Origin of the sequence: Gardnerella sp. DNF01189 (assembly GCF_049244195.1) — a bacterium.
GTDB lineage: Bacteria > Actinomycetota > Actinomycetes > Actinomycetales > Bifidobacteriaceae > Bifidobacterium > Bifidobacterium swidsinskii.
Window position 1 is genome coordinate 1,188,670 of the sequence record NZ_CP058385.1, and the last position, 19,351, is coordinate 1,208,020.

The 19,351-nt window shown below is 41.8% G+C and carries 16 protein-coding genes; 7 read left to right on the top strand and 9 right to left on the bottom strand.

Annotation, left to right across the window (positions count from 1 at the left end; translation table 11 throughout):
* Nucleotides 1-42: 42 nt before the first annotated feature.
* From dnaB to HXT41_RS04720, 3 genes are read left to right on the top strand one after another with little or no spacing between them, the layout of a single operon-like run.
* Complete coding sequence (dnaB, locus tag HXT41_RS04710) at nucleotides 43-1,503, top strand: replicative DNA helicase (RefSeq protein ID WP_076002551.1); 1,461 nt, start codon at nucleotides 43-45, stop codon at nucleotides 1,501-1,503.
* Nucleotides 1,504-1,518: 15 nt separating this feature from the next.
* The gene (locus HXT41_RS04715; RefSeq protein WP_004110124.1) at nucleotides 1,519-2,937 is read left to right on the top strand and encodes a Mur ligase family protein; all 1,419 of its coding nucleotides are present in this window, start codon (nucleotides 1,519-1,521) and stop codon (nucleotides 2,935-2,937) included.
* Between the two features lie 5 nt (nucleotides 2,938-2,942).
* Nucleotides 2,943-3,737, top strand: coding sequence for a type 1 glutamine amidotransferase (locus tag HXT41_RS04720; RefSeq protein WP_103013757.1), 795 nt, complete (start codon nucleotides 2,943-2,945; stop codon nucleotides 3,735-3,737).
* A 126-nt stretch (nucleotides 3,738-3,863) separates the two neighbouring features.
* Here the strand turns inward: HXT41_RS04720 and upp are convergent, their stop codons facing one another.
* From upp to HXT41_RS04755, 7 genes are all read right to left on the bottom strand, one after another.
* Nucleotides 3,864-4,502 carry a uracil phosphoribosyltransferase gene (gene upp, locus HXT41_RS04725; protein ID WP_004136544.1) on the bottom strand — a complete coding sequence of 213 codons (639 nt, stop codon included), beginning with the start codon at nucleotides 4,500-4,502 and terminating at the stop codon, nucleotides 3,864-3,866.
* A 318-nt stretch (nucleotides 4,503-4,820) separates the two neighbouring features.
* Nucleotides 4,821-5,474, bottom strand: coding sequence for a thymidine phosphorylase (locus HXT41_RS04730; protein WP_076003122.1), 654 nt, complete (start codon nucleotides 5,472-5,474; stop codon nucleotides 4,821-4,823).
* A gap of 46 nt (nucleotides 5,475-5,520) precedes the next feature.
* Nucleotides 5,521-6,699 carry an NUDIX hydrolase gene (locus HXT41_RS04735; RefSeq protein WP_199172866.1) on the bottom strand — a complete coding sequence of 393 codons (1,179 nt, stop codon included), beginning with the start codon at nucleotides 6,697-6,699 and terminating at the stop codon, nucleotides 5,521-5,523.
* Nucleotides 6,700-7,128: 429 nt separating this feature from the next.
* A complete protein-coding gene (locus tag HXT41_RS04740; RefSeq protein ID WP_369827464.1) occupies nucleotides 7,129-7,623 on the bottom strand; it encodes an RloB family protein in 495 nt (164 codons plus the stop codon).
* Entirely contained in the window at nucleotides 7,563-7,850 is a 288-nt protein-coding gene (locus tag HXT41_RS04745; protein WP_233186330.1) for an RloB family protein, read from the bottom strand. The genes HXT41_RS04740 and HXT41_RS04745 overlap by 61 nt, the downstream gene beginning before the upstream one ends.
* Nucleotides 7,851-7,905: 55 nt before the next feature.
* The gene (locus HXT41_RS04750) at nucleotides 7,906-9,231 is read right to left on the bottom strand and encodes an AAA family ATPase (protein ID WP_103013759.1); all 1,326 of its coding nucleotides are present in this window, start codon (nucleotides 9,229-9,231) and stop codon (nucleotides 7,906-7,908) included.
* A gap of 483 nt (nucleotides 9,232-9,714) precedes the next feature.
* Complete coding sequence (locus HXT41_RS04755; protein ID WP_103013760.1) at nucleotides 9,715-10,038, bottom strand: helix-turn-helix domain-containing protein; 324 nt, start codon at nucleotides 10,036-10,038, stop codon at nucleotides 9,715-9,717.
* A gap of 143 nt (nucleotides 10,039-10,181) precedes the next feature.
* Between HXT41_RS04755 and HXT41_RS04760 the strand changes: the two genes are divergently transcribed.
* Entirely contained in the window at nucleotides 10,182-11,417 is a 1,236-nt protein-coding gene (locus tag HXT41_RS04760) for an AIPR family protein (RefSeq protein ID WP_103013761.1), read from the top strand.
* 1,113 nt (nucleotides 11,418-12,530) lie between these two features.
* Here HXT41_RS04760 and HXT41_RS04765 read toward each other — a convergent pair.
* Nucleotides 12,531-14,768, bottom strand: a complete 2,238-nt coding sequence (locus tag HXT41_RS04765) for an RNA degradosome polyphosphate kinase (protein WP_004110091.1) — start codon at nucleotides 14,766-14,768, stop codon at nucleotides 12,531-12,533.
* A gap of 661 nt (nucleotides 14,769-15,429) precedes the next feature.
* Here HXT41_RS04765 and HXT41_RS04770 point away from each other — a divergent pair.
* From HXT41_RS04770 to HXT41_RS04780, 3 genes are all read left to right on the top strand, one after another.
* Complete coding sequence (locus tag HXT41_RS04770; RefSeq protein WP_012913721.1) at nucleotides 15,430-16,161, top strand: MIP/aquaporin family protein; 732 nt, start codon at nucleotides 15,430-15,432, stop codon at nucleotides 16,159-16,161.
* Nucleotides 16,162-16,336: 175 nt separating this feature from the next.
* Nucleotides 16,337-17,386 carry a glutamyl-Q tRNA(Asp) synthetase gene (locus HXT41_RS04775; RefSeq protein ID WP_103013874.1) on the top strand — a complete coding sequence of 350 codons (1,050 nt, stop codon included), beginning with the start codon at nucleotides 16,337-16,339 and terminating at the stop codon, nucleotides 17,384-17,386.
* A gap of 34 nt (nucleotides 17,387-17,420) precedes the next feature.
* On the top strand, nucleotides 17,421-18,221 hold the full coding sequence (locus HXT41_RS04780) for a YggS family pyridoxal phosphate-dependent enzyme (protein WP_103013762.1): 801 nt from the start codon (nucleotides 17,421-17,423) through the stop codon (nucleotides 18,219-18,221).
* 25 nt (nucleotides 18,222-18,246) lie between these two features.
* Here HXT41_RS04780 and HXT41_RS04785 read toward each other — a convergent pair whose 3' ends face one another.
* A complete protein-coding gene (locus HXT41_RS04785; protein WP_102695081.1) occupies nucleotides 18,247-19,062 on the bottom strand; it encodes a fumarylacetoacetate hydrolase family protein in 816 nt (271 codons plus the stop codon).
* Nucleotides 19,063-19,351: the final 289 nt, after the last annotated feature.

Here is a 19,351-nt window from a genome sequence, read left to right on the forward strand (position 1 = left end):
TACGTTTTTTCATAATACGTGCGCGCGTTTATACTCGTTTTTATGGCAGATAATGATATGTGGCAATCTACTAAAGGCAATGTTATCCGCGTAGGGAGCAATCGTGGTGGCAATGGTGACGTCTCTGCATATGGTTCTGGCGTTGCAAATCGTGGTGCTGAAGTAGGTGCTACGTTGTTTGATCGTGTGCCTCCTCACGATGTCGATGCAGAAATGGCTGTGCTTGGCGGAATGCTTATGAGCAAAGATGCTATTGGCGAAGTGTCTCAATTGCTTGAAACATCAGATTTTTATTTACCGCAGCACCAAACAATTTATGATGCTATTCTTACGCTTTTCGCTGGCTCACAGCCTGTTGACGTTGTGCTTGTAGCTAACGAATTAATGAAAGATGGAAATCTCGATAAAGTTGGCGGAGCTGACTATTTGCACAGCCTAGTAGCTTCTGTGCCAACAGCCGCAAACGCAATGTACTACGCAGATATTGTGCACCAAAATGCTGTTCTTCGTAACGTTATTACTGCTGGCACAAAAATTGCGCAAATGGGCTATTCTGCTTCCGGAGCGCAAGCAGAAGATATTGTAAATCTTGCGCAATCAGAAGTGTATGAGATGAGTGCCGGCAAAGTGCGTCAAGATTACGTTGCTATTGGCCCAGTTTTGCAAAATACTCTTGATCAGCTCGATAAAATGCAAAATCATGAACTTGAGCAAGGTGTGCCGACTGGATTTAGAGATATTGACGAAGTTACTCAAGGTTTGCAGCCTGGTCAAATGATTGTTGTTGCTGGTCGTCCGGCTATGGGTAAGTCAACACTTGGCATTGATTTCGCTCGTTCAGCAGCACTGCACCACAATATGACGTCTATTGTGTTCTCTCTAGAAATGAGCAAAGTGGAATTGGCTCAGCGCATTATTGCTGCAGAAACTAATATTCCGCTTGCTGCTATGCGAAGAGCGGAAGATATTACTCCGGATCGTTGGAATACTCTTAATACTTTTTGGACAAAAATGCAAAACGCTCCGCTTTTTATTGATGACAGTCCAAATATGAGCTTGATGGAAATTCGCGCAAAATGCCGTCGTTTGAAGCAAACTAATGATCTGAAACTGGTAGTTATTGATTACCTTCAGCTGATGAGTTCCGGCAAGCGCGTGGAAAGCCGACAGCAGGAAGTTTCGGAATTCTCACGTGCGCTTAAGTTGCTTGCAAAAGAGCTTGAAGTGCCAGTTGTGGCATTGAGCCAGCTTAACCGAGGGCCGGAAATGCGAAACGACAAGAAACCACAGCTTTCAGATTTGCGCGAATCTGGTTCTATTGAGCAGGATGCTGACGTTGTGTTCCTAGTGCATCGCCCTGATTTTTACAATAAGGAAGATCGCCCAGGCGAAGCAGATATTATTATGGCAAAGCATCGTAACGGCCCTACTGACACGTTTAATCTTGCCTTCTTGGGTGCAACTTCCAAGTTCATGGATATGCCGCAAGACTACCAGCAATAAGGGGTGTGATTTAGTATGTCAAGCCGCGACCATGAATCGCATAAAAAGTTGCGTCAAAATTTGCATAAGCATTGGTACAGTTTTGCAATGCCTGCTGTTGGTAAACTTGTTTGCGCTCTTTCTAGGGTGCTACATCATGGCGGAAGCGCATTGCCGGGGAAAGTTATTGAGAGCCTTGATTCCGGCTTTCTAGCGCGTACTCTTGCATCATTGCCATACGGAATAGTTCTTATTTCCGGAACTAATGGCAAAACTACCACAACGCGTATGGTAACTTCTATGCTGCGTGACGCAGGGCTTAATGTATTTACTAATCCAACCGGTTCAAACTTTACTAGAGGAGTAGTGGCATCTCTTGCAAAAATAATGCCGGCTTTTGGCACAAAATTAAATGCGGATATTGCAGTTTTAGAGCTCGACGAAGCGTACGCAGTGCATTTTGTAAATCAAATCAAGCCTCGTTATTCTTTATTGCTAAATGTTATGCGAGATCAGCTCGATCGATTCGGCGAAATTGACACAACTGCAAAACTATTAAGCAATGTAGCTGCAGCAACTGAAGGAACGGTAGTGCTAAATCGCGAAGATTCACGTATTTGCGCGCTTGCAAAAGTTGTTCCTTCCGGGACTTGTGTGCGGTATTTTGGTTTGGATGACGCAGTAAAAAGCATGTTCCCAACGGATGATGATTTGCACAATACTGCTGAAAAAAGCGAAAATTGCAAAGATACTGCAGAAAGCAAGGCTAACAATCTTCCTAAAGCAGACGTTGTGCTTTCAAAAGTTGGAGACCATGAGGCCGAGTTTATACTTGATGGCAAGAGTAAAACCACATCTGTAAAACTCGACGGCGCTTACAACATTTTCAACGCTGCTGCAGCTGCAACAGTAGTTCGCGCTATATTAGCGGATGCTACAAAACAAAATTCTGCGCTGCAAAAATTCGACGACGACGCGCTTATGGAAGCGATTTCGCACGTAACTCCTGCTTTTGGTAGAGGAGAAGTAATTGAAGTTAATGGCGCTCCTGTTGAGCTTGTTTTAGTGAAGAATCCTATTGGTTTTAGACTTGCGATTGCTTCGGACCATCCACAAAATCACGATACCATGATTGCAATTTGTGACGAATACGCTGACGGTAGAGATATGAGCTGGCTGTGGGACGTTGATTTTGCAAGCTTTAGCGGCACTGGAGTTGCGTGTGTTTCGGGCACTCGCGCATGGGATATGGCTTTGCGGTTGCAATACGATAAGGTTGAGGCTCGCAATGTGAATACGGATTTGGAAGAAGATGCTAAAGCTTTTGTAAATGGCGATTTTAGTGGCAATACTAAAAATGCTAAGCGCATATATTGCACGTATACTGCTATGCTTCGCGTGCGCGCTGCTTTAGCACAACTTGCGGAAGTTAAAGACGTTGGAGTTGGGAAGTAATTGTCATGAATGGTTCCAGTGATATTAGTAAAGCAAATGCTACTTTTGAAGAAAATCGCGTGCTAGATATTGTGTCGTTGTACCCGAAAGACATGAATATTTACGGGGACTACGGGAATGTGCTTACAATTATGCGCCGAGCGGAATTGTATGGCTACGAGCCTGTGCTACGCGAGTACAATGTTGGCGATTTATGGCCAGAACACGTGGATATGATTCTTGGTGGCGGTGGTCAAGATCATGGTCAAAGTAGAGTCACTGAAGATTTATTTGCGCGAGCAGACGCGATTCGTGGGCTTGCAAAAGATGGCGTTCCAATGCTTATGATTTGTGGTCTTTACCAGCTTTTTGGAGAGTATTTTGAAACCGTTGATGGTCAAAAGCTTAAAGGAATTGGAATACTTGGCGAGCATACGGTTGGTCAAGATGTGCGCATGATTGGAAATCTTGTGGAACATAGCGACGATTTTGGCGATATTGTGGGCTACGAGAATCATTCTGGGCGCACAAGCTTGGAGGGTGATACTCATCCACTTGGCTCGGTTGATAGTGAAAATTGCGGTAATAATGGCAAGGATCACACGGAAGGAGCGCGCAAATACAATGTTATTGGAACGTATATGCACGGCTCAGTTTTGCCGAAAAATCCGCGTCTGGCTGACTTTTTAATCCGTACTGCTGCGCAAAATCGTTACGGCGAATTTTCGCCAAAGCAAACTGATGCTCAACGCGCGGAGCTTGCGAAACTAGACGAATTAGCAGAGCGCGCTCGCGAAGTGGCCGTAACTCGTCCTCGGTAAGAGATTTATCTGCGCTAAAATTTGTTAACGCTAAACACAAAAGCCTGCTGAACTTGCAAAGTGTTGCAAATCAGCAGGCTATTTTGTAGTTTTTGATTCTAGTTTTCGCTTGATTTGGTGAGTGTATTAATCAATCAAACCATACAAGCGGTCGCCAGCGTCGCCAAGACCTGGAACGATATAAGCTTTGTCGTTCAAATGCTCGTCAACAGCGCAAACAACAACCTTAAAATCGATGGAAGGATCAAGTTCCTTCTCCAAGCGCTCTAAGCCTTCTGGGGCTGCCAAAATGTTAATAGCAGTAACATCCTTAGCGCCGCGCTCAGCCAAATAATGCGTAGCGGCAATAAGAGTGCCACCAGTGGCAAGCATTGGGTCAAGAAGGAAGCATTGACGACCGGTCAAATCTTCTGGCAAACGGTTGGCATAAGTGACAATGTCGAGCGTCTGCTCGTCGCGCTTCATGCCAAGGAATCCAACCTCAGCGGTTGGAAGAAGGCGAGTCATGCCATCGAGCATGCCAAGACCAGCGCGCAAAACCGGCACAACCATTGGGCGTGGGCGGTTCAAATGCTTGCCAGTCATCTTGCAAATAGGAGTTTCAATCTCGCGATCGCTAACTTCCAAATTACGGGTTGCTTCGTATGCTTCGAGGGTTACCAATTCGGAAACCAACTCGCGGAAAATATTAGAAGGTGTATTCTTATCACGCAAAACGGTGAGCTTGTGGTCCACCAGCGGATGATGTAAAACATGAAGATCCATACCTTCTAGGGTAATGCAAGCATGGCATGTTAAGCTATCGGCGTGCCGTTATTTTTGCGCAAAATATAAACAAATGTGAGTAAAAATATATATTTTATCTAAAATTAGCTAGCAAAATCTAAAAACTAAAACTAAAACTAAAACTTAAAATTCAAGATTCAGAACAGAAACGATACTGACTTGCGAAAGCGCCTGTCGGCGCAAACGCCGCTCGCAGCGGCAAAAAATGGAGCCCGGGGCTTAAACACAAGCCAGCATCATTTTGAGTATACCTTGTTTTCTATTTTCACGCGCCGCACAATTTTAATCGCAAATAATTTATTCCAACTTTTCTGCGCGCCATAATTTCGCTCCATGAGCAAAAGATAACGAAAGTGCGTGCATATTTGCTGAGATATGCAAAACTTTTGCAATTTTCTGCGTGTGCATTGTATTTGCTTGTTTGTCTAACTTTTTTGCGTAAACTTGCATTCCGCGCGCAATAATCGAAGTAAAAGCTGAAGATCGGTAAAGCGCTACAGCAAAATCGCCTGTAAAAGCACCAGAAAGAATAGAATCTGCAAGTCGCGCAATATCTTCTCCTGTAGGAGCTTCGTCAATTCCTGTAATAGCGGATGCGCTTGTTGTTTCAGGTTCGCCAAGACTCCAGTACTCAGCGTAAGCTTCGCGCTGTTTTCGTAGCGACATTCGCAATAAATAAAGTCGCCACAACATTCCAGGAATAGACTCTGCTTCCGCATGGCTCCACAAATCTGCAATAACTTCAATGCCCTCATTTTCAACCAAATTCAGCACGCGCTCAACAATTTCCGGCGACTGCGTTTTATGAACGCGGTTAAGCAGAACGGCGGCGGAGGTGTGGCTAATTTCGTTTACAACCTGCGGATCCGTGCCGCCTTCAATCTGCGTGAGCATTGCAGGATCCATTTGTGCAGGTCGGCTTGGGCGGGCAGAGCCTGTAGGACTTGGCATAAAAGCAGATCTGCTTGAATGAATAGAACTCGATTGCGAATTTAAACTAGTAGACACTTGGAAGAACCTTTTCAATATCAATAATGCGAGCGCCTTTAGGAGTACTAATTATGTGCAAAACTATTGCGCTTCCTGTAGGCATATATGGAGATTTTTGACTGAGTATGCGCTTGTGTGCTCGAGGCTTTGTTATTTCGCGCAAATAATCAAAGAAAGTGCCAATAACCGGTCGGTGCAAGCATATGACGGTTGCGTTGTTAGTTGTGCTTGCATTGCTAGTTTCGCTTGTATTTTGTGTGTGGCACTCAAGATTTTGTATTTCGTTTATAAGCACAGACAATGTAGATTTTGGTTGTTTCTCGTGATGGTCTTCAGTAAGTTCCGCAACCTGTTCTATTTGAAGTGAAGAGTCGTGTGCAAAAGCCGCAACCGTTTCAACGCAACGCTTCCAAGGTGACGATATGATTTTATTCGGCGCGTAGCAGGCAAGCTCGCGTCCTAGAGCGTATGATGCGGCTGCTCCAAGAGGTGTGATTGGTCGAGTCGCTTCGCTTCCTTGCCAAGTTTTTCGAGACTCAGCTTTTCCGTGACGCACCAAAAGCAGCGTGCTATATTCTGCTTGACCTGCGTGGAGCTTTTCTAAGAAAGCATCCAGCACTTCGCGGTCGCTATCGTGCGTAAGTTTTTTGCGCGCTTGAGAAGGAGTGAGCCATAAAACATTGCTAATTTCAGTAGGCTTGGCTGGCTTAATTGGTCCGAAAGCAGGGAGACGCTTTGCTGCAGTTGGCTTGTCGATTAAGCGCATCATCCAGTAATGGATTCGCTTTATTACTTCCGGCTGGGAATTGCGATTTTGGCTGCTATTTGATGAGCTGTTCTTGGAAGATTTTTTGCCTTCGCGCTCAAGCGGATACTCTATTTTGGCAATGTGTGGACCTAGCGTGACTGAATATCCTGTTTCTTCTCCAACTTCGCGCACGGCTGTGTGGCGATGTGATTCGTTTGGCTCGTTTTTGCCCTTTGGCCAGCTCCAATCGTCATATTTAGGACGGTAGACTAGGCAAAGTTCAAAATCGTCGTCGCTGGGCTTTATTGCATCGCTAGGCTTTATTGCATTGCTTCCTGTTTTTGCATCTTCGCCTGCGTTTGAGTTGTTTGTAATATTGCGCTTGCGATAGATTATTCCGCCAGCTGCTTCAACGTATTGCGTCGTTACTGCACTCATATTCACTATTTTAGCGTTTTTCTTTCGCAAATTTTAGTTATGCTTGGTTATTTATTGCAATTCGATTATTTGTCCATTTGGTTAGAGTCAATTTAGTTGCTGATTTTTGTATATTTGCGCTGCTTACGTTTATCATGGCCATGACTGTGATAAAAGTGTTGTGACTGTCATTTTCTCGTCCATAACAGTGATTTTCGTATATATGACTGTCATTTTTTCGATTTTGAACATGATTTACTATATTTTGACAGTGATCTTACATATTTTGACCGAGATGTGTCGACTTATGACTGTCATTTTAACTTCCGTGACTGTGATAATTTACTCCATAGACGTGATGACTCATCAATATTGCGCCATCATCTCACCCACATCTAGATTATTGCTGTTAATAACAGTAATGAAGACATATGTAGTTACATCATTAATTCACAATTTTTCTGACAAATCTACTCCTGATACACGCTTGCATTCATTTAATATTGTTTCTACTATTTCTGGAACATCTGTCCAAGGAGCGTAGTTTGACTTTTGAGTTACTGAAGGGTGATTTTTGCGAGTTTCTCTCTGTTCGGTTTGCATATGCTGCTTTGCGTTTTTAAAAGCATTCTTATAGTTTCCAGTTAATTTTTCTAATTGGATATGCTTATTTTTATTCCCAGTAGTGTTGTGCAGTAGTCCAAGTTCTTTTGCTTCTTTTTGGCAATCTCGCGTTTCTGTGCAAGAAAGAGGGCAGCTTTTTATATGGTCAATAAGCCATACTTCGAAGCAAGGGTTGGAAATTACTAATTTTATCTTCCCACAAGTTGAATCCGACTTAGATTGAGCTTGTTGAATTTTTTCTCCAAATTCATCAACGTCTGTTACAACCCATACCAGTGTAAACGGATCGTAGTTTTCTTTTTTGCTTCTTTGCAGTCTAATTTCTCAAGTTTAATTGCATAATTCATTAAAGTGAGTGGGTCTACGCCCTCTTTTTCTATGTTAATTGATTTATGAATATCCCATGATGCAGCACAATATTTACTTACTTCTGATTTTATATAGCTAAAATACTCAAACTCTGTAACTACACCGCCACAAACAATGAGGAATCTTTTATTTCGTTTCGACTGTTTCTTCGAACGGCCGTGTGATGGAACATGAACCATAGCCCGCTCCTCATGAATACTAGTGTTTTATATCGTTTTGAATACTGGTAGTGTTTTAGCTTCTGTTAGTATTTGTAAGTATTTCCGCAAAAACATCATATAGAGACGGTTGTGGTGCTGAAGCGTATATGTTGTGTTGATAGTTTTTACCAAAGTTTACATTGCGGTTTTCCCATTCCGTAAGTGGATGTAGTGAAGATTCGCCTAATGTGTTTTTCTCTATAAACCAAATTTGATCTCTGTCGAGAATAGTTTTGTCGGTTCCAGAATTACTAATAAGACTTAAATCGTGAGTAGTAAAAATTAATTGCGATTGGTTAGGATTCGTTTCTGGATTACTGTAAAGCTTGAGTATTTCAGACACGAATTGCATGCTTAGACTTGTGTCGATTTCATCGATTAGAAGTATGGAATGTTTTGATAATGCATCTATAACGAAAGCAAATAGCAATAATGCTGTTTTAGTTCCTAAAGATTCAAAATCCTCAGGAAGCTGGCAATCTTTTTGACCAGAATGTGTAAACATTAAACGTGAAACACTAAATTTTTGCAATTTTTCAGTGTTTTCAGAAGTGTTATCTGTAAGTTTATTGTTATCTCCGTCAAGTTCATTAAGAAGATTTGCGAGTCTCGCTAGTTTTTCTGATTGTTTAGCATCTAGCTGTTCGGATTGGACTGTTACACCTTTTAATCCTAAATCTGCATATTTTAGCAACTTGCTAATGTTGGATGCAAAATCTGGATTTTCTTGTAAAACTGTTATCAAATTATTGGAATACTTATCAAAGTCAACTGTTCTGCATTGCTGTGTAGAAGTTATTTCTTCGTATGCAGCTTGCAATGCTTGTACTCCTGATGCTGCAGCTGCAGATAGAAATAATGCGTTGTCTCTTGTAATTTTTTCTACAGTTTTTCCTATGGTTTTTAGATTTGAGCCAAATCGCATTGGCTTGCCATGCTCTCGTTCAAACAGCACAGTTTTTCTGTTTGTTGTAGAGCGGAAAAGCCATAGTACCTCTTCAATAATGTAGTTATTATTGAAGGTGAACCAATATTTATACCTGTTTTTATCTCTTGCAATAAATTCTATAAAGAACGTTGAAGGTTTATTTTCAGACTCTTTATTCAAAAGAAAAGGAAGTGCATTTATTTTTGAATTTGAGTTGCCGCTTTTGAAGCTTCCTTCCACAAAATTTTTTAAGAATGCTATACATTTTAGCAGATTTGTTTTCCCTGAGGCATTTCCTCCGTAAATGGCTGCAAGAGTTGATACATCTGGATGGGGCCACGAACTGTTTTTTGCATGTACGGTTCTTTGCATGCTGAATTGTTGCGATTGACGAAAACTTAGCGCGTTTTCTACGCTAAAATTAAGCAACATAGTTGCCTCCAGTGTCCAGTTTGCTGTTTGTTTACAAGTAGCATCAAAATTTTTCTGATTATTATCTACTATCTACAGCGATATTCCTTAATATAATAATATCCTAAAATATCATATTTACAATCTACAAACAGTTTTTTGCATGAAATCTACATAAAAGCAGTTGAAAATTTAAAGAATAGGATTGTTGTTCGTATGTGTGTGGTAGGTAACTTATACTAAAACGTAAGCGACGTTAAATTCTCAAACTTCCCAAAACTGGCAAATAATGCTAGGTAGGTTGTACATTGTCAAAATAGTTGCTGAGAATATTAGTTAGATATTGCAGGAGCTGGTGCCCGAGATAATCAGGTGATTATGGCTCCAACTTCCATATTCTCCGAAAAGATAGGCAATAAAGTTATTGGTCATTGCATAAATATCACTGCGTATTATATTAAGCTAAATAATAATTTCTTATTTTAATCTTGATTGGACAACTTATTATTTTTTTGATTTGCCTGGATCTATAATTGCTTCAGCTACTTCTTTAAATAAATCCCGTGCGTCAACTTGAAGAGCTGTTGCCAATTTAAATAATGTTAAAATCGATGGAAGATTTTTTCCATTTTCGATGTTTGCCAGGCTTTTTACACTTATCCAATCAGGATCTAAACCTACATGATCCGCATAGACAAATTTTTCTCTAGTTTTAGCTATATCGGTAAGTTCAAGCCTATGCTGTTTGATTATTGCGCCTATTCGCTTTATTGCATTTGATTCTTCTATGCTTTTTATGTTTTGTTTTTTTGTTTTTCTTATTGTCATAAAGATATTTTACATCAAAAAAGAACCTTGGTTCCTTTTTAATAAAATTTTGTATGATAATCTTATAAATATCTTCACCAAAAGGTGCTAGATGTATGGTTACAAACTGTAATTGTGCTTTAAGCTACTCAAAGGAGTGCAAAATGATAAAAGAATTTAAATTTGAAGCTGTGCGAACGCTTACGTCACCTGTAGATAAAGAGAAAGATGACGATGGCAACAAAGTTAAATACTATATTGTATGGGTTAATTTGCGCGATTTGCCAGAAGGAATGCCTACGGATGTAAATCCTCGTGAAGTAAATATGAAAACAGCTACAGCTAAAAAGCTCAAGGCTGCGGTTTCTAATTCGGATCCGTATTTTGACATGCATAACAGGGGAATGGTAATTCTTGCCAACCGTGTCAAAACTGATCCATCTAAATCAACAATTGAAATTGATTTTGGTGATAATTCTTCTCTTTATGGTGTTTTGGATGGTGGGCATACTTATAAAGCCATTATTGAAAATCGAAAAGAAATCCCTGAAGGAATGGATAAGTTTGTTAAAATCGAAATCTTTGTAGGTAAAAATATTGATGTAGCAAAATTATCTGATGCGCGTAACACATCTGTTCAAGTTAGCGATATTGCATTATTTAATCTTGAAAATAGGTTTGGATTTATTAAAGAAGCCTTGGAATCTAAAGGTGAAACCTATCGTAACGAAATTGCATATAAAGACAATGAGGATAAGCGTATACCAATTTCTGATTTACTTAGATTAATGTATGCATTTAATATTGATTTGTTCAAAGACGATACGAATGCTCCTATTGCTTCATATTCTGGGAAGGCTATAGTTTTTAAGAATTATAGTGAAGAATATAATAAATATGAGTCGTCAAATCCTGATGATGTAAATGATTCTAAAGAAAAAAATATTTATTATCTTCTTGCTCAAGAATTGCCAGTTTTAGTTAGGTTGTTTGAGCTTATTCAAAAAGATATGGGCCAAAAGTATAAAGGGTATAAAATTGACAACAATCAAAAGAGTGCGTTTGGCAAAATTCGTGGTGTAAAAACTACGGATAAAGCAAAAACGTCTTATCATTGCGAAGACATTAAATATGATATTCCATCTGGGTATATTATGCCTATTTTTGGAGCTTTTCGAGCGTTGTTGAAGAGGACCAAGGACGGCTCTCTCAAATGGGCTTATGCGCCGGAAGTGATATGGGAAAGGGTTGGTAAAACTTTAGTTCAAAATACTCTTGATACAGACACAAACCCAAATAATATTGGCAAACTTAAGATTGTTTGGCAATCAAATTATCGTATCGTTGAAAATGAAAAGAACAAGATGTTGATTGCGGAATTAGAATCCAATAATCATTAAATTTAGTAAATTAATAATTATCATTAGATTACGTACGACTACAAATGCCTGAGAAAAATACGGCATTTGTAGTCGTTTCTGTGTTGTGCAGAAACGTTTGCAGGTGATTTTTCTGGTGTTTGTGTGTTGTAGTCCAAAAAGCGTATAAGAAATCATGCTTTGCATATTGCAATACACGTGTGTCGCATTAATCGAATCTATTTTCTGTACATTAGCCAACTCGGACAAAAGTGTGTAAAAAATAAGCCCATAACCCTTATGGGAGTAGTGCTCATAGTATATCGAATGTAGGTTATTTCCTTAGGAGCTGTGGCGTTCGTATCAAAATATTTAATAGCGATTCATGTTGAGTGTTACTAGCTCAGTTAGTTAGATGAGTTTTTGATTGTGTTGAGGCTATGAGTATTACTACCTCGGTTGGTTGACTTAGTTTTAGGGTAAGCGGTAAAAAGTGTGTCTAAAAATCCGAGTTATCGTTGAAATACCAAGGAAAATTCTCTGTAACTAAGCTAAAAAACTTAACATTTAGTATTCCTTGACATTTTCGTAGACACGTGATCGCGCATATCAGGCATCTGCAACCGACTTAAATGTACTGTATTTCCCGAACTAACGTCATCTGTGTGTATATATATATTCTTATGCGCTAAGGATTACTAAATTTTATAACATAGTTAACTAGTGGATTGGGGTATATGTTTTATTATTACTTCAAACATCAAAAAAGTATATAACGCACTCACTTACTGCAAGAAAGCTATATTTCTCTCAAGACGCTCTAACTAACAGATACATTTTGCTGCTTATCGGTATTTGGAGCATGACCCTAGATATTGCAGGAGCTGATGCCCGAGATAATCAGGTGATTACAGCCTCAGCTTCCAATCCTTAAGAAGATAGGAATAGAACTGCTATATAGTATGTAAACAATATTATAAACGCTCAATTTTCACATAAATTATCCTAAAACTGGCAAATGGTGCTGTAGAAATTTCGGCTATTGCCGGGAATACTTGAGATTTAGCCAGATTATAAAGGGTTAATAAACACAACAAGAGCCAGAAACATGTTACTGAATCTGGCTCTTGCTTATTGTTTATTAGTTATTTGCGATTAGTTCGCACCGCGAGGCTTACGCGTGTGAGTATGAATCAAGTAAGCCTGGCTGTCAACGAGCGGACGACCTTCCTTATCACGAGAATGCAAGGTATACGTGCCGTCGCCATCCATCCACCACGAAACAGTTGAATCAGCCATTTGCAAATCAATATACTGAATTAATGCTTCAACTTGATCAGGCGCAGTAATGCGAACTAGGGTTTCAACTCGACGATCAAGATTGCGGTGCATCAAATCTGCAGAGCCAATCCACACTTCTGGACCACTTGCAGGACCGTCACCAATCTGCGGGCCACAAGAATTAGCGAACGCGTAAATACGGCTGTGCTCAAGGAATCGACCAAGAATAGAACGAACGCGAATATTCTCACTCAATCCCTCAATGCCAGGCTTCAGTGAGCAAATTCCACGCTCAACAATATCAATCTTCACGCCAGCTTGAGAAGCACGGTATAAAGCGTCAATAGTTTGCTCATCAACTACGGAATTGACCTTAATCTTAATCCACGCTTCCTTGCCAGCAAGAGCTGCGGCTTCCTCGCGGCGAATACGCTGAATAATGCCAGTGCGAACGGTTCGTGGAGCTACAAGTAAGCGATGGAAGCTTGACTTTGGAGCATAACCGGAAAGCTGGTTAAACAAGCGAGTCAAATCCTGTCCGACTACAGGATCGCAAGTAAGCAACCCCAAATCAGTGTAAAGGCGAGCAGTCTTAGGATTGTAATTACCTGTGCCAACGTGGCAGTAGCGACGCAACCCTTCTGCTTCTTGGCGTACCACGAGTGAAAGCTTGCAGTGAGTCTTCAAACCAACAATGCCGTACACAACGTGAACGCCTGCGCGCTCAAGCTTACGAGCCCAAGCAATATTTGCGTCCTCGTCAAATCGTGCCTTAATCTCAACCAGCGCAAGTACCTGTTTGCCAGCGTGAGCTGCGTCAACAAGAGCGTCAATAATTGGCGAATTGCTAGACGTTCGATACAAAGTTTGCTTAATTGCAAGCACTTTTGGATCTGCAGCAGCCTGCGCGAGGAATGCCTGTACAGAAGTAGAGAACGAATCGTAAGGATGATGCAACAAAATGTCATGCTCGCGAATAGAAGCGAAAATATCTTGAGCGTGGCTAGTTTCAACTTCCGCAATCTGACGGTTCGTAGTAGGAATAAACGGACGATACTTCAAATCTGGGCGGTCAAGCGCCTGCAATTCAAACAATACCGTCATATCAAGCGGCGAAGGCAAGCGATAGACTTCCTCAGGGCTTACGCGAAGTTGATTTGCAAGAAGCTGAGAAAGGAATGGGCTGGCCTCGTTAGAAATTTCCAAACGAATTGGCGGCCCAAAGCGGCGGCGAAGAAGTTCCTTCTCCATAGCGTTAAGCAAGTTTTCTGCATCGTCTTCCTCAACGTCAATATCTTCGTTACGCGTAACGCGGAAAGAGCGAGCTTCCTTAATAATCATTCCTGGGAAAAGTGATTCCAAGTGTGCTGCAATCAGCTTTTCCATAGTGATGAAGCCGTAGCGCTCTTCGCGACCTTCTTCGTCTGTTAAATCGTCAACTGGTACAAGGCGATTCAAATTATCTGGAATTTTTACGCGCGCAAAATGCGACTTTCCAGAATTTGGATTTTCGACGATAACAGCCAAGTTAATAGACTTGCCGGAAATGTATGGGAATGGGTGAGCAGGATCCACTGCAAGAGGCGTAAGAACAGGGAATACTTGCTTTTTGTAGTAATCAGACAAACGTGCTTTTTCTGATTCTGTAAGCTTATCCCAGCTGAGCAACACAATGCGCTGTTTGGCAAGCTCAGGAAGAATGTGCTCAATAACATAGTGAGCGTGCTCATCTTGACGGCGGTGAGTTACTTCACTAATAGCGCGCAATTGCTGACGAGGGCTTAAGCCGGATGCTGCAGTTACTGCTATTCCAGAATCTATTCTGCGCTTTAATCCTGCAACTCGAACCATAAAGAATTCGTCGAGATTTGACGCAAAGATAGCAGCAAAATTAGCGCGTTCAAGAAGTGGCAAATCTGTATTCTGAGCCAACTCGAGCACGCGACGATTGAACTTCAACCAGCTTAATTCTCGGTCGAAGAAACGATCTTTTGGCAACGGTAGCTCACCCTCACGAGCTTCACGCTTTTCTGCCTTTTCATCTTCGGCGATGTGTTCGGCAATTTGACCGCGCAGTATCGCCTTTGAGGGAGCGTCAAAAATTTGTACCATATTCTGTAATTGTATGCGTTGCAAGGGAAGTGCGCGACTGAGTGTCGATTTTATTGCTTGCTTTGCGCTCTAAAAATATCTTGCGACACGCCGGAGTGTGTCTCATGCGAACGTAATTTAACATGATAACCTTTGCATGTTCACAAAATGCCGCAAGAGTTGCGATTTTTCGTGTGCAATTGAACAGTAGTGACAATATGTTAACAAAGGCTAATTTGCTCTTTACTATTAGGCAAAAAACGATGATAATAATAATTACAAAAACAAAAAGAGATAGCGGTAACCCACAAAAGTGTATGGATATGAAATCCGTGGACGTTGGACGGGATATTTAAGACTTTAACCGTTGCAACGAGGATGTTGTGAAGATGAAACCGCAGATATTGTTTTTGTAGATAAGAGGCTCGCCAAGGTGGCGGGCCTCTTTTGGTGTGAGGGCGATTTTACTATTTACGCAGACTGTCGCGCGTATAAGGGAAACTATCAAAGAATAAATGTTGGAATTCATTTTCTTAGCTTCTTTGAAAATGAGAATATATTGTGTTCCATGCTGTGCTAATCGCAATTGCGAGTTGTTGGACGATTGTTAAGCGACGAGTCGTTATTTATACGCGTGATTACGTGTGTGGAGTTTGAAACAAGTAAGAAGGATCGAAGGACCATGCAACATTCGTTTATGGCAATGTTGGCTGCAGAATTTATTGGCACTGCTATTCTCATGATTTTCGGAAACGGTGCTGTGGCAAACGTTGAATTAAAAAATACTAAAGGACACCATGCTGGCTGGCTAAATATTGCTATGGGCTACGGTTTTGGCGTGATGTTCCCAGTGCTCATGTTTGGCGGAATCTCAGGTGCGCATATCAATCCTGCTATGACAATTGCGCAAGCTGTAAACGGCATGTTCCCGTGGGCTAACGTTGCGCCTTATATTGTAGCTCAGCTTTTAGGCGCGCTGGTTGGTCAGCTTATTGTGTACGTAACTTATTTGCCGCATTACAACGAAACTGAGGAGTCAGAAGCAATTCTTGGCACTTTCTGCACTACGGATGCGTATAACAACAAAATTAACTACTTCCTTAACGAGTTCTTCGGCACGCTTGTGCTTGTTTTAGCTGCACTTTGCTGCCTTACTTCTCCTTGGGGTGAGAAGAATTTGGCTGGCGCTTCAATCGTCGTTGGCTTCGTTGTTTGGGGCTTGGTGACTTCTATGGGTGGTCCAACTGGTCCTGCTTTGAATCCTGCTCGTGATCTTATGCCGCGTTTGCTTCACGCAATTTTGCCAATTCCGCACAAGGGATCTTCTCGCTGGGGTGAAGCGTGGATTCCAGTTATTGCTCCTATTGCCGGCGCAATCTTGGGTGTGGTTATGTATAAGTCGTTATTTGCATAAAACATTTGCTTTTAACTGTGATTGATTGCGGTTTATTGCGATTGTAAGAAGCGCGTAATGCTAGTATGAATGCGTTACGCGCTTTTTATTTTGCAAGCTTATGCTTTGCAAGCTTGTGCTTATTAAGAAAAATATTGGAAAAGATTTTAAGAAAGATTTTAAGAAAGACGAAATCATGTTTTCGAAGTCAACTATTGCAATTGGTCGTTTTGCGCCGACTCCTTCCGGGCGTATGCATATTGGAAACATGGTAGCAATGTTGGCTGCGTGGCTTTCTGCAAAATCGCAGGGTGGCCACATGCTTTTGCGTTTGGAAGATCTTGATATTGCGCGAATGCCGAAAGATGCTAGCGCGCGAGTTATTGATGATTTGAAGTGGGCTGGTCTTGATTGGGTTGGTGAGCCTACTTATCAGCATGAGCGCACTGAAATCTACCAAGAAGCTCTTGAATTTCTAGAATCTTTGCAAGATGCTGACGGAAATTCGTTAATCTACCCTTGTTTTTGCTCGCGTTCCGATATTCGCGCAATCGCAGCTCCGCAAGAAGGCGACGGTTTTATACGCTACCCGGGTACGTGCAGAAATCTTCGCAAAACTGCGCAAGGTTTGGCGCAAATCGAAAGGCGTTTGCAAAATAATCAGCAACATTCTTTAAGACTTGCTGTTCCCTCGGCTGATTCGCCGCAAGCAAATGTGAGTTTTGAAGACGCGATTTTTGGGCAGCAATCTTTTAATATTGACCGCGATTTGGGAGATATGGTGATTCGCCGCGCGGATAGCGTTTTTTCTTATCAGCTTGCGGTTGTTGTTGACGATGTTTTGAGCGGAGTAAATGATATTGTGCGCGGCCGCGATTTGCTTCGTTCGGCAGCGCTTCAAATTTGGATTGGCGAGTTGCTTGAAAAATCGGGATTTTTTGCGGCTTATGGCGTGCACTATGTGCGTCCGCAATTTGCGCATTTACCGCTGATTGATAACGCACAAGGCGAGCGACTTGCAAAAAGTAAGCACTCGCTAGACGTCGGTGCTCTTCGTGAATCTGGCTGGAGTGCCGAGCGCATGATTGGCTATTGCATGTATCTTTTGGGATACAAAAAGCCTGGTCAAAATCAGCCTGTAGATATGAGTGCCGACGATGCGCTTGCGTTATTTAAAAGCCTTGACACGCCGTGGGGTTCTGTTCGCGCAAACCTAGCCGACAAATCCGTGCCCTTCCTCGACTAAACTATGTATTTAGATTGATAGATTGGGGCAATAAATGGCATATATGGCGCAAAAAGATTTAGCGAATACTGAGGTTGATTGTGTTCGTGCGCGTCAAATTGCCGACGGCGTGCACAGCGTGCAAGACGCCATTGCTCAAGCCGAATCGCATTATGGTCGCCAAGCTGAGTCGGTTACGCTACTTGCCGCAACTAAAACGCGAGATGTTGGCGAAATTATGGCAGCGCTTAAAGCTGGGGTGAGAGTAATTGGGGAAAATCGCCCACAAGAAATCGTTGCAAAAGCCGAAATTTTACGCGCGGAAGCTGCTAGAGAAGGTTTAAGCGTTGGTGTAAACGGCGAAATTCCGCTCTACTTAATCGGTCAACTGCAAAGCAATAAAATAAACAAAGTTTTACCACTTGCAAATGGTATTCAGTCGGTTGACGGCATTGAACTTGCGCAAAAGATATCTGCTCGCGCGCAAAATTTGGGACTTTGTGTAGACGTTATGTTGGAAGTGAACGTTTCGGGAGAAGCTACGAAATCGGGGTGCGCGCCAGAACGCGCGATTGACGAAGCGTTCGCTATATCTAGTCTTCCGGCACTTAATTTGCACGGATTTATGACGCTTGGAGCGCGCGTGGATGATGAAACAATAGTGAGAAGCGGTTTCGCAAAATTGCGAGAAATTAGAGATTGTGTGAGTGAACAACTCGCGCAAGATTATGATGGAAGCTCTGTAAAATTAGAGCTTTCGATGGGAATGTCCGGCGATTTTGCGTGGGCGATTGCCGAAGGTTCAACAATGGTTAGGATCGGTTCGGCAATCTTTGGCCCACGCGCATTTGTGTAGTTTTAAGTCAAATCGATGATTTTAGTTACGCATGCACAATCACATTGCGCAGCGAACCAATACCATCTACGTGTACAATCGCTTCGTCACCAGCTCGCAAAGTTCCAGCTGGGTACGGAGTTCCTGTCAAAATCACATCTCCCGGAAGAAGCGTTGAGAAGCTTGAAATCGCAGCAATTTGCTCAGGAATACTGTGAATAAGTCGAGCTGTAGTGCCATCGGCTTCTGGCACATTTTCACCATTAAGCGTAAACGAAATATGTGCATCGCGCCAATTTAGCTCGGTTGTAATCCAAGGTCCAAGCGGGCAAGAAGTGTCGAAGCCCTTTGCGCGCGTCCACATTGGGTCGCTTCCTGCGCAATCTCGCAAAGTTACGTCGTTTACGCACGTAAAACCAAAAACGTAATTCATTGCGGTATCTGCCGTTACGTTTTTGGCGATTTTGCCCATAACAACTGCCACTTCTGGCTCAAAATTCATATCGTTTGAGCAAGCAGGAATCACAATCGGATCGTCTGGACCAATTACAGAAGTGCTTGGCTTTGTAAAGATCACCATGTCTGCAGCAGTATGCGAAGAAGCTGCAGAAGAAGTAGCGCGCTCGTCATCGGAACGAGTATCGTAATTTTTTGCCAATCCGTACACTTTTGACGGAATTACAGGCACAAGCAAGCGCACGCCATCGGCGTCTAACGCGTAACGTTTACCAGTTGGCTTAACTCCTTGTGGACTTAAAGGATGACCTTCAAGCGCTACTAAATAATCTTTACCGTCGGTTTCGTCTTTTTGAACGAAAGCGTATTGCGGAACTTCATTATATGAAAAACGTGCAATTCTCATGTTTTTAAGATTACGACATATTTACTACTTAATTAAATTATCTGCGTAAATTATTTGCGATTGAAAGTTCTTGAAAACAAAACTTGAGTCTAGTACACTCAAGTTTTAGGAATAAAGTTATAGGAAAATCTGTTATACGTATCAGATACATGAAAGTGAAAGCTCGTTAGAACTCGAAAGTATTGTCAAAAAGCTTGAAGTTGCAACGAAAGTTGCAATAAAAATTGCAATAAAAGTTGCAGCGATTTGACTTAACTGAAATGGTTTCTACAGCTTTCGTGGAAATGAG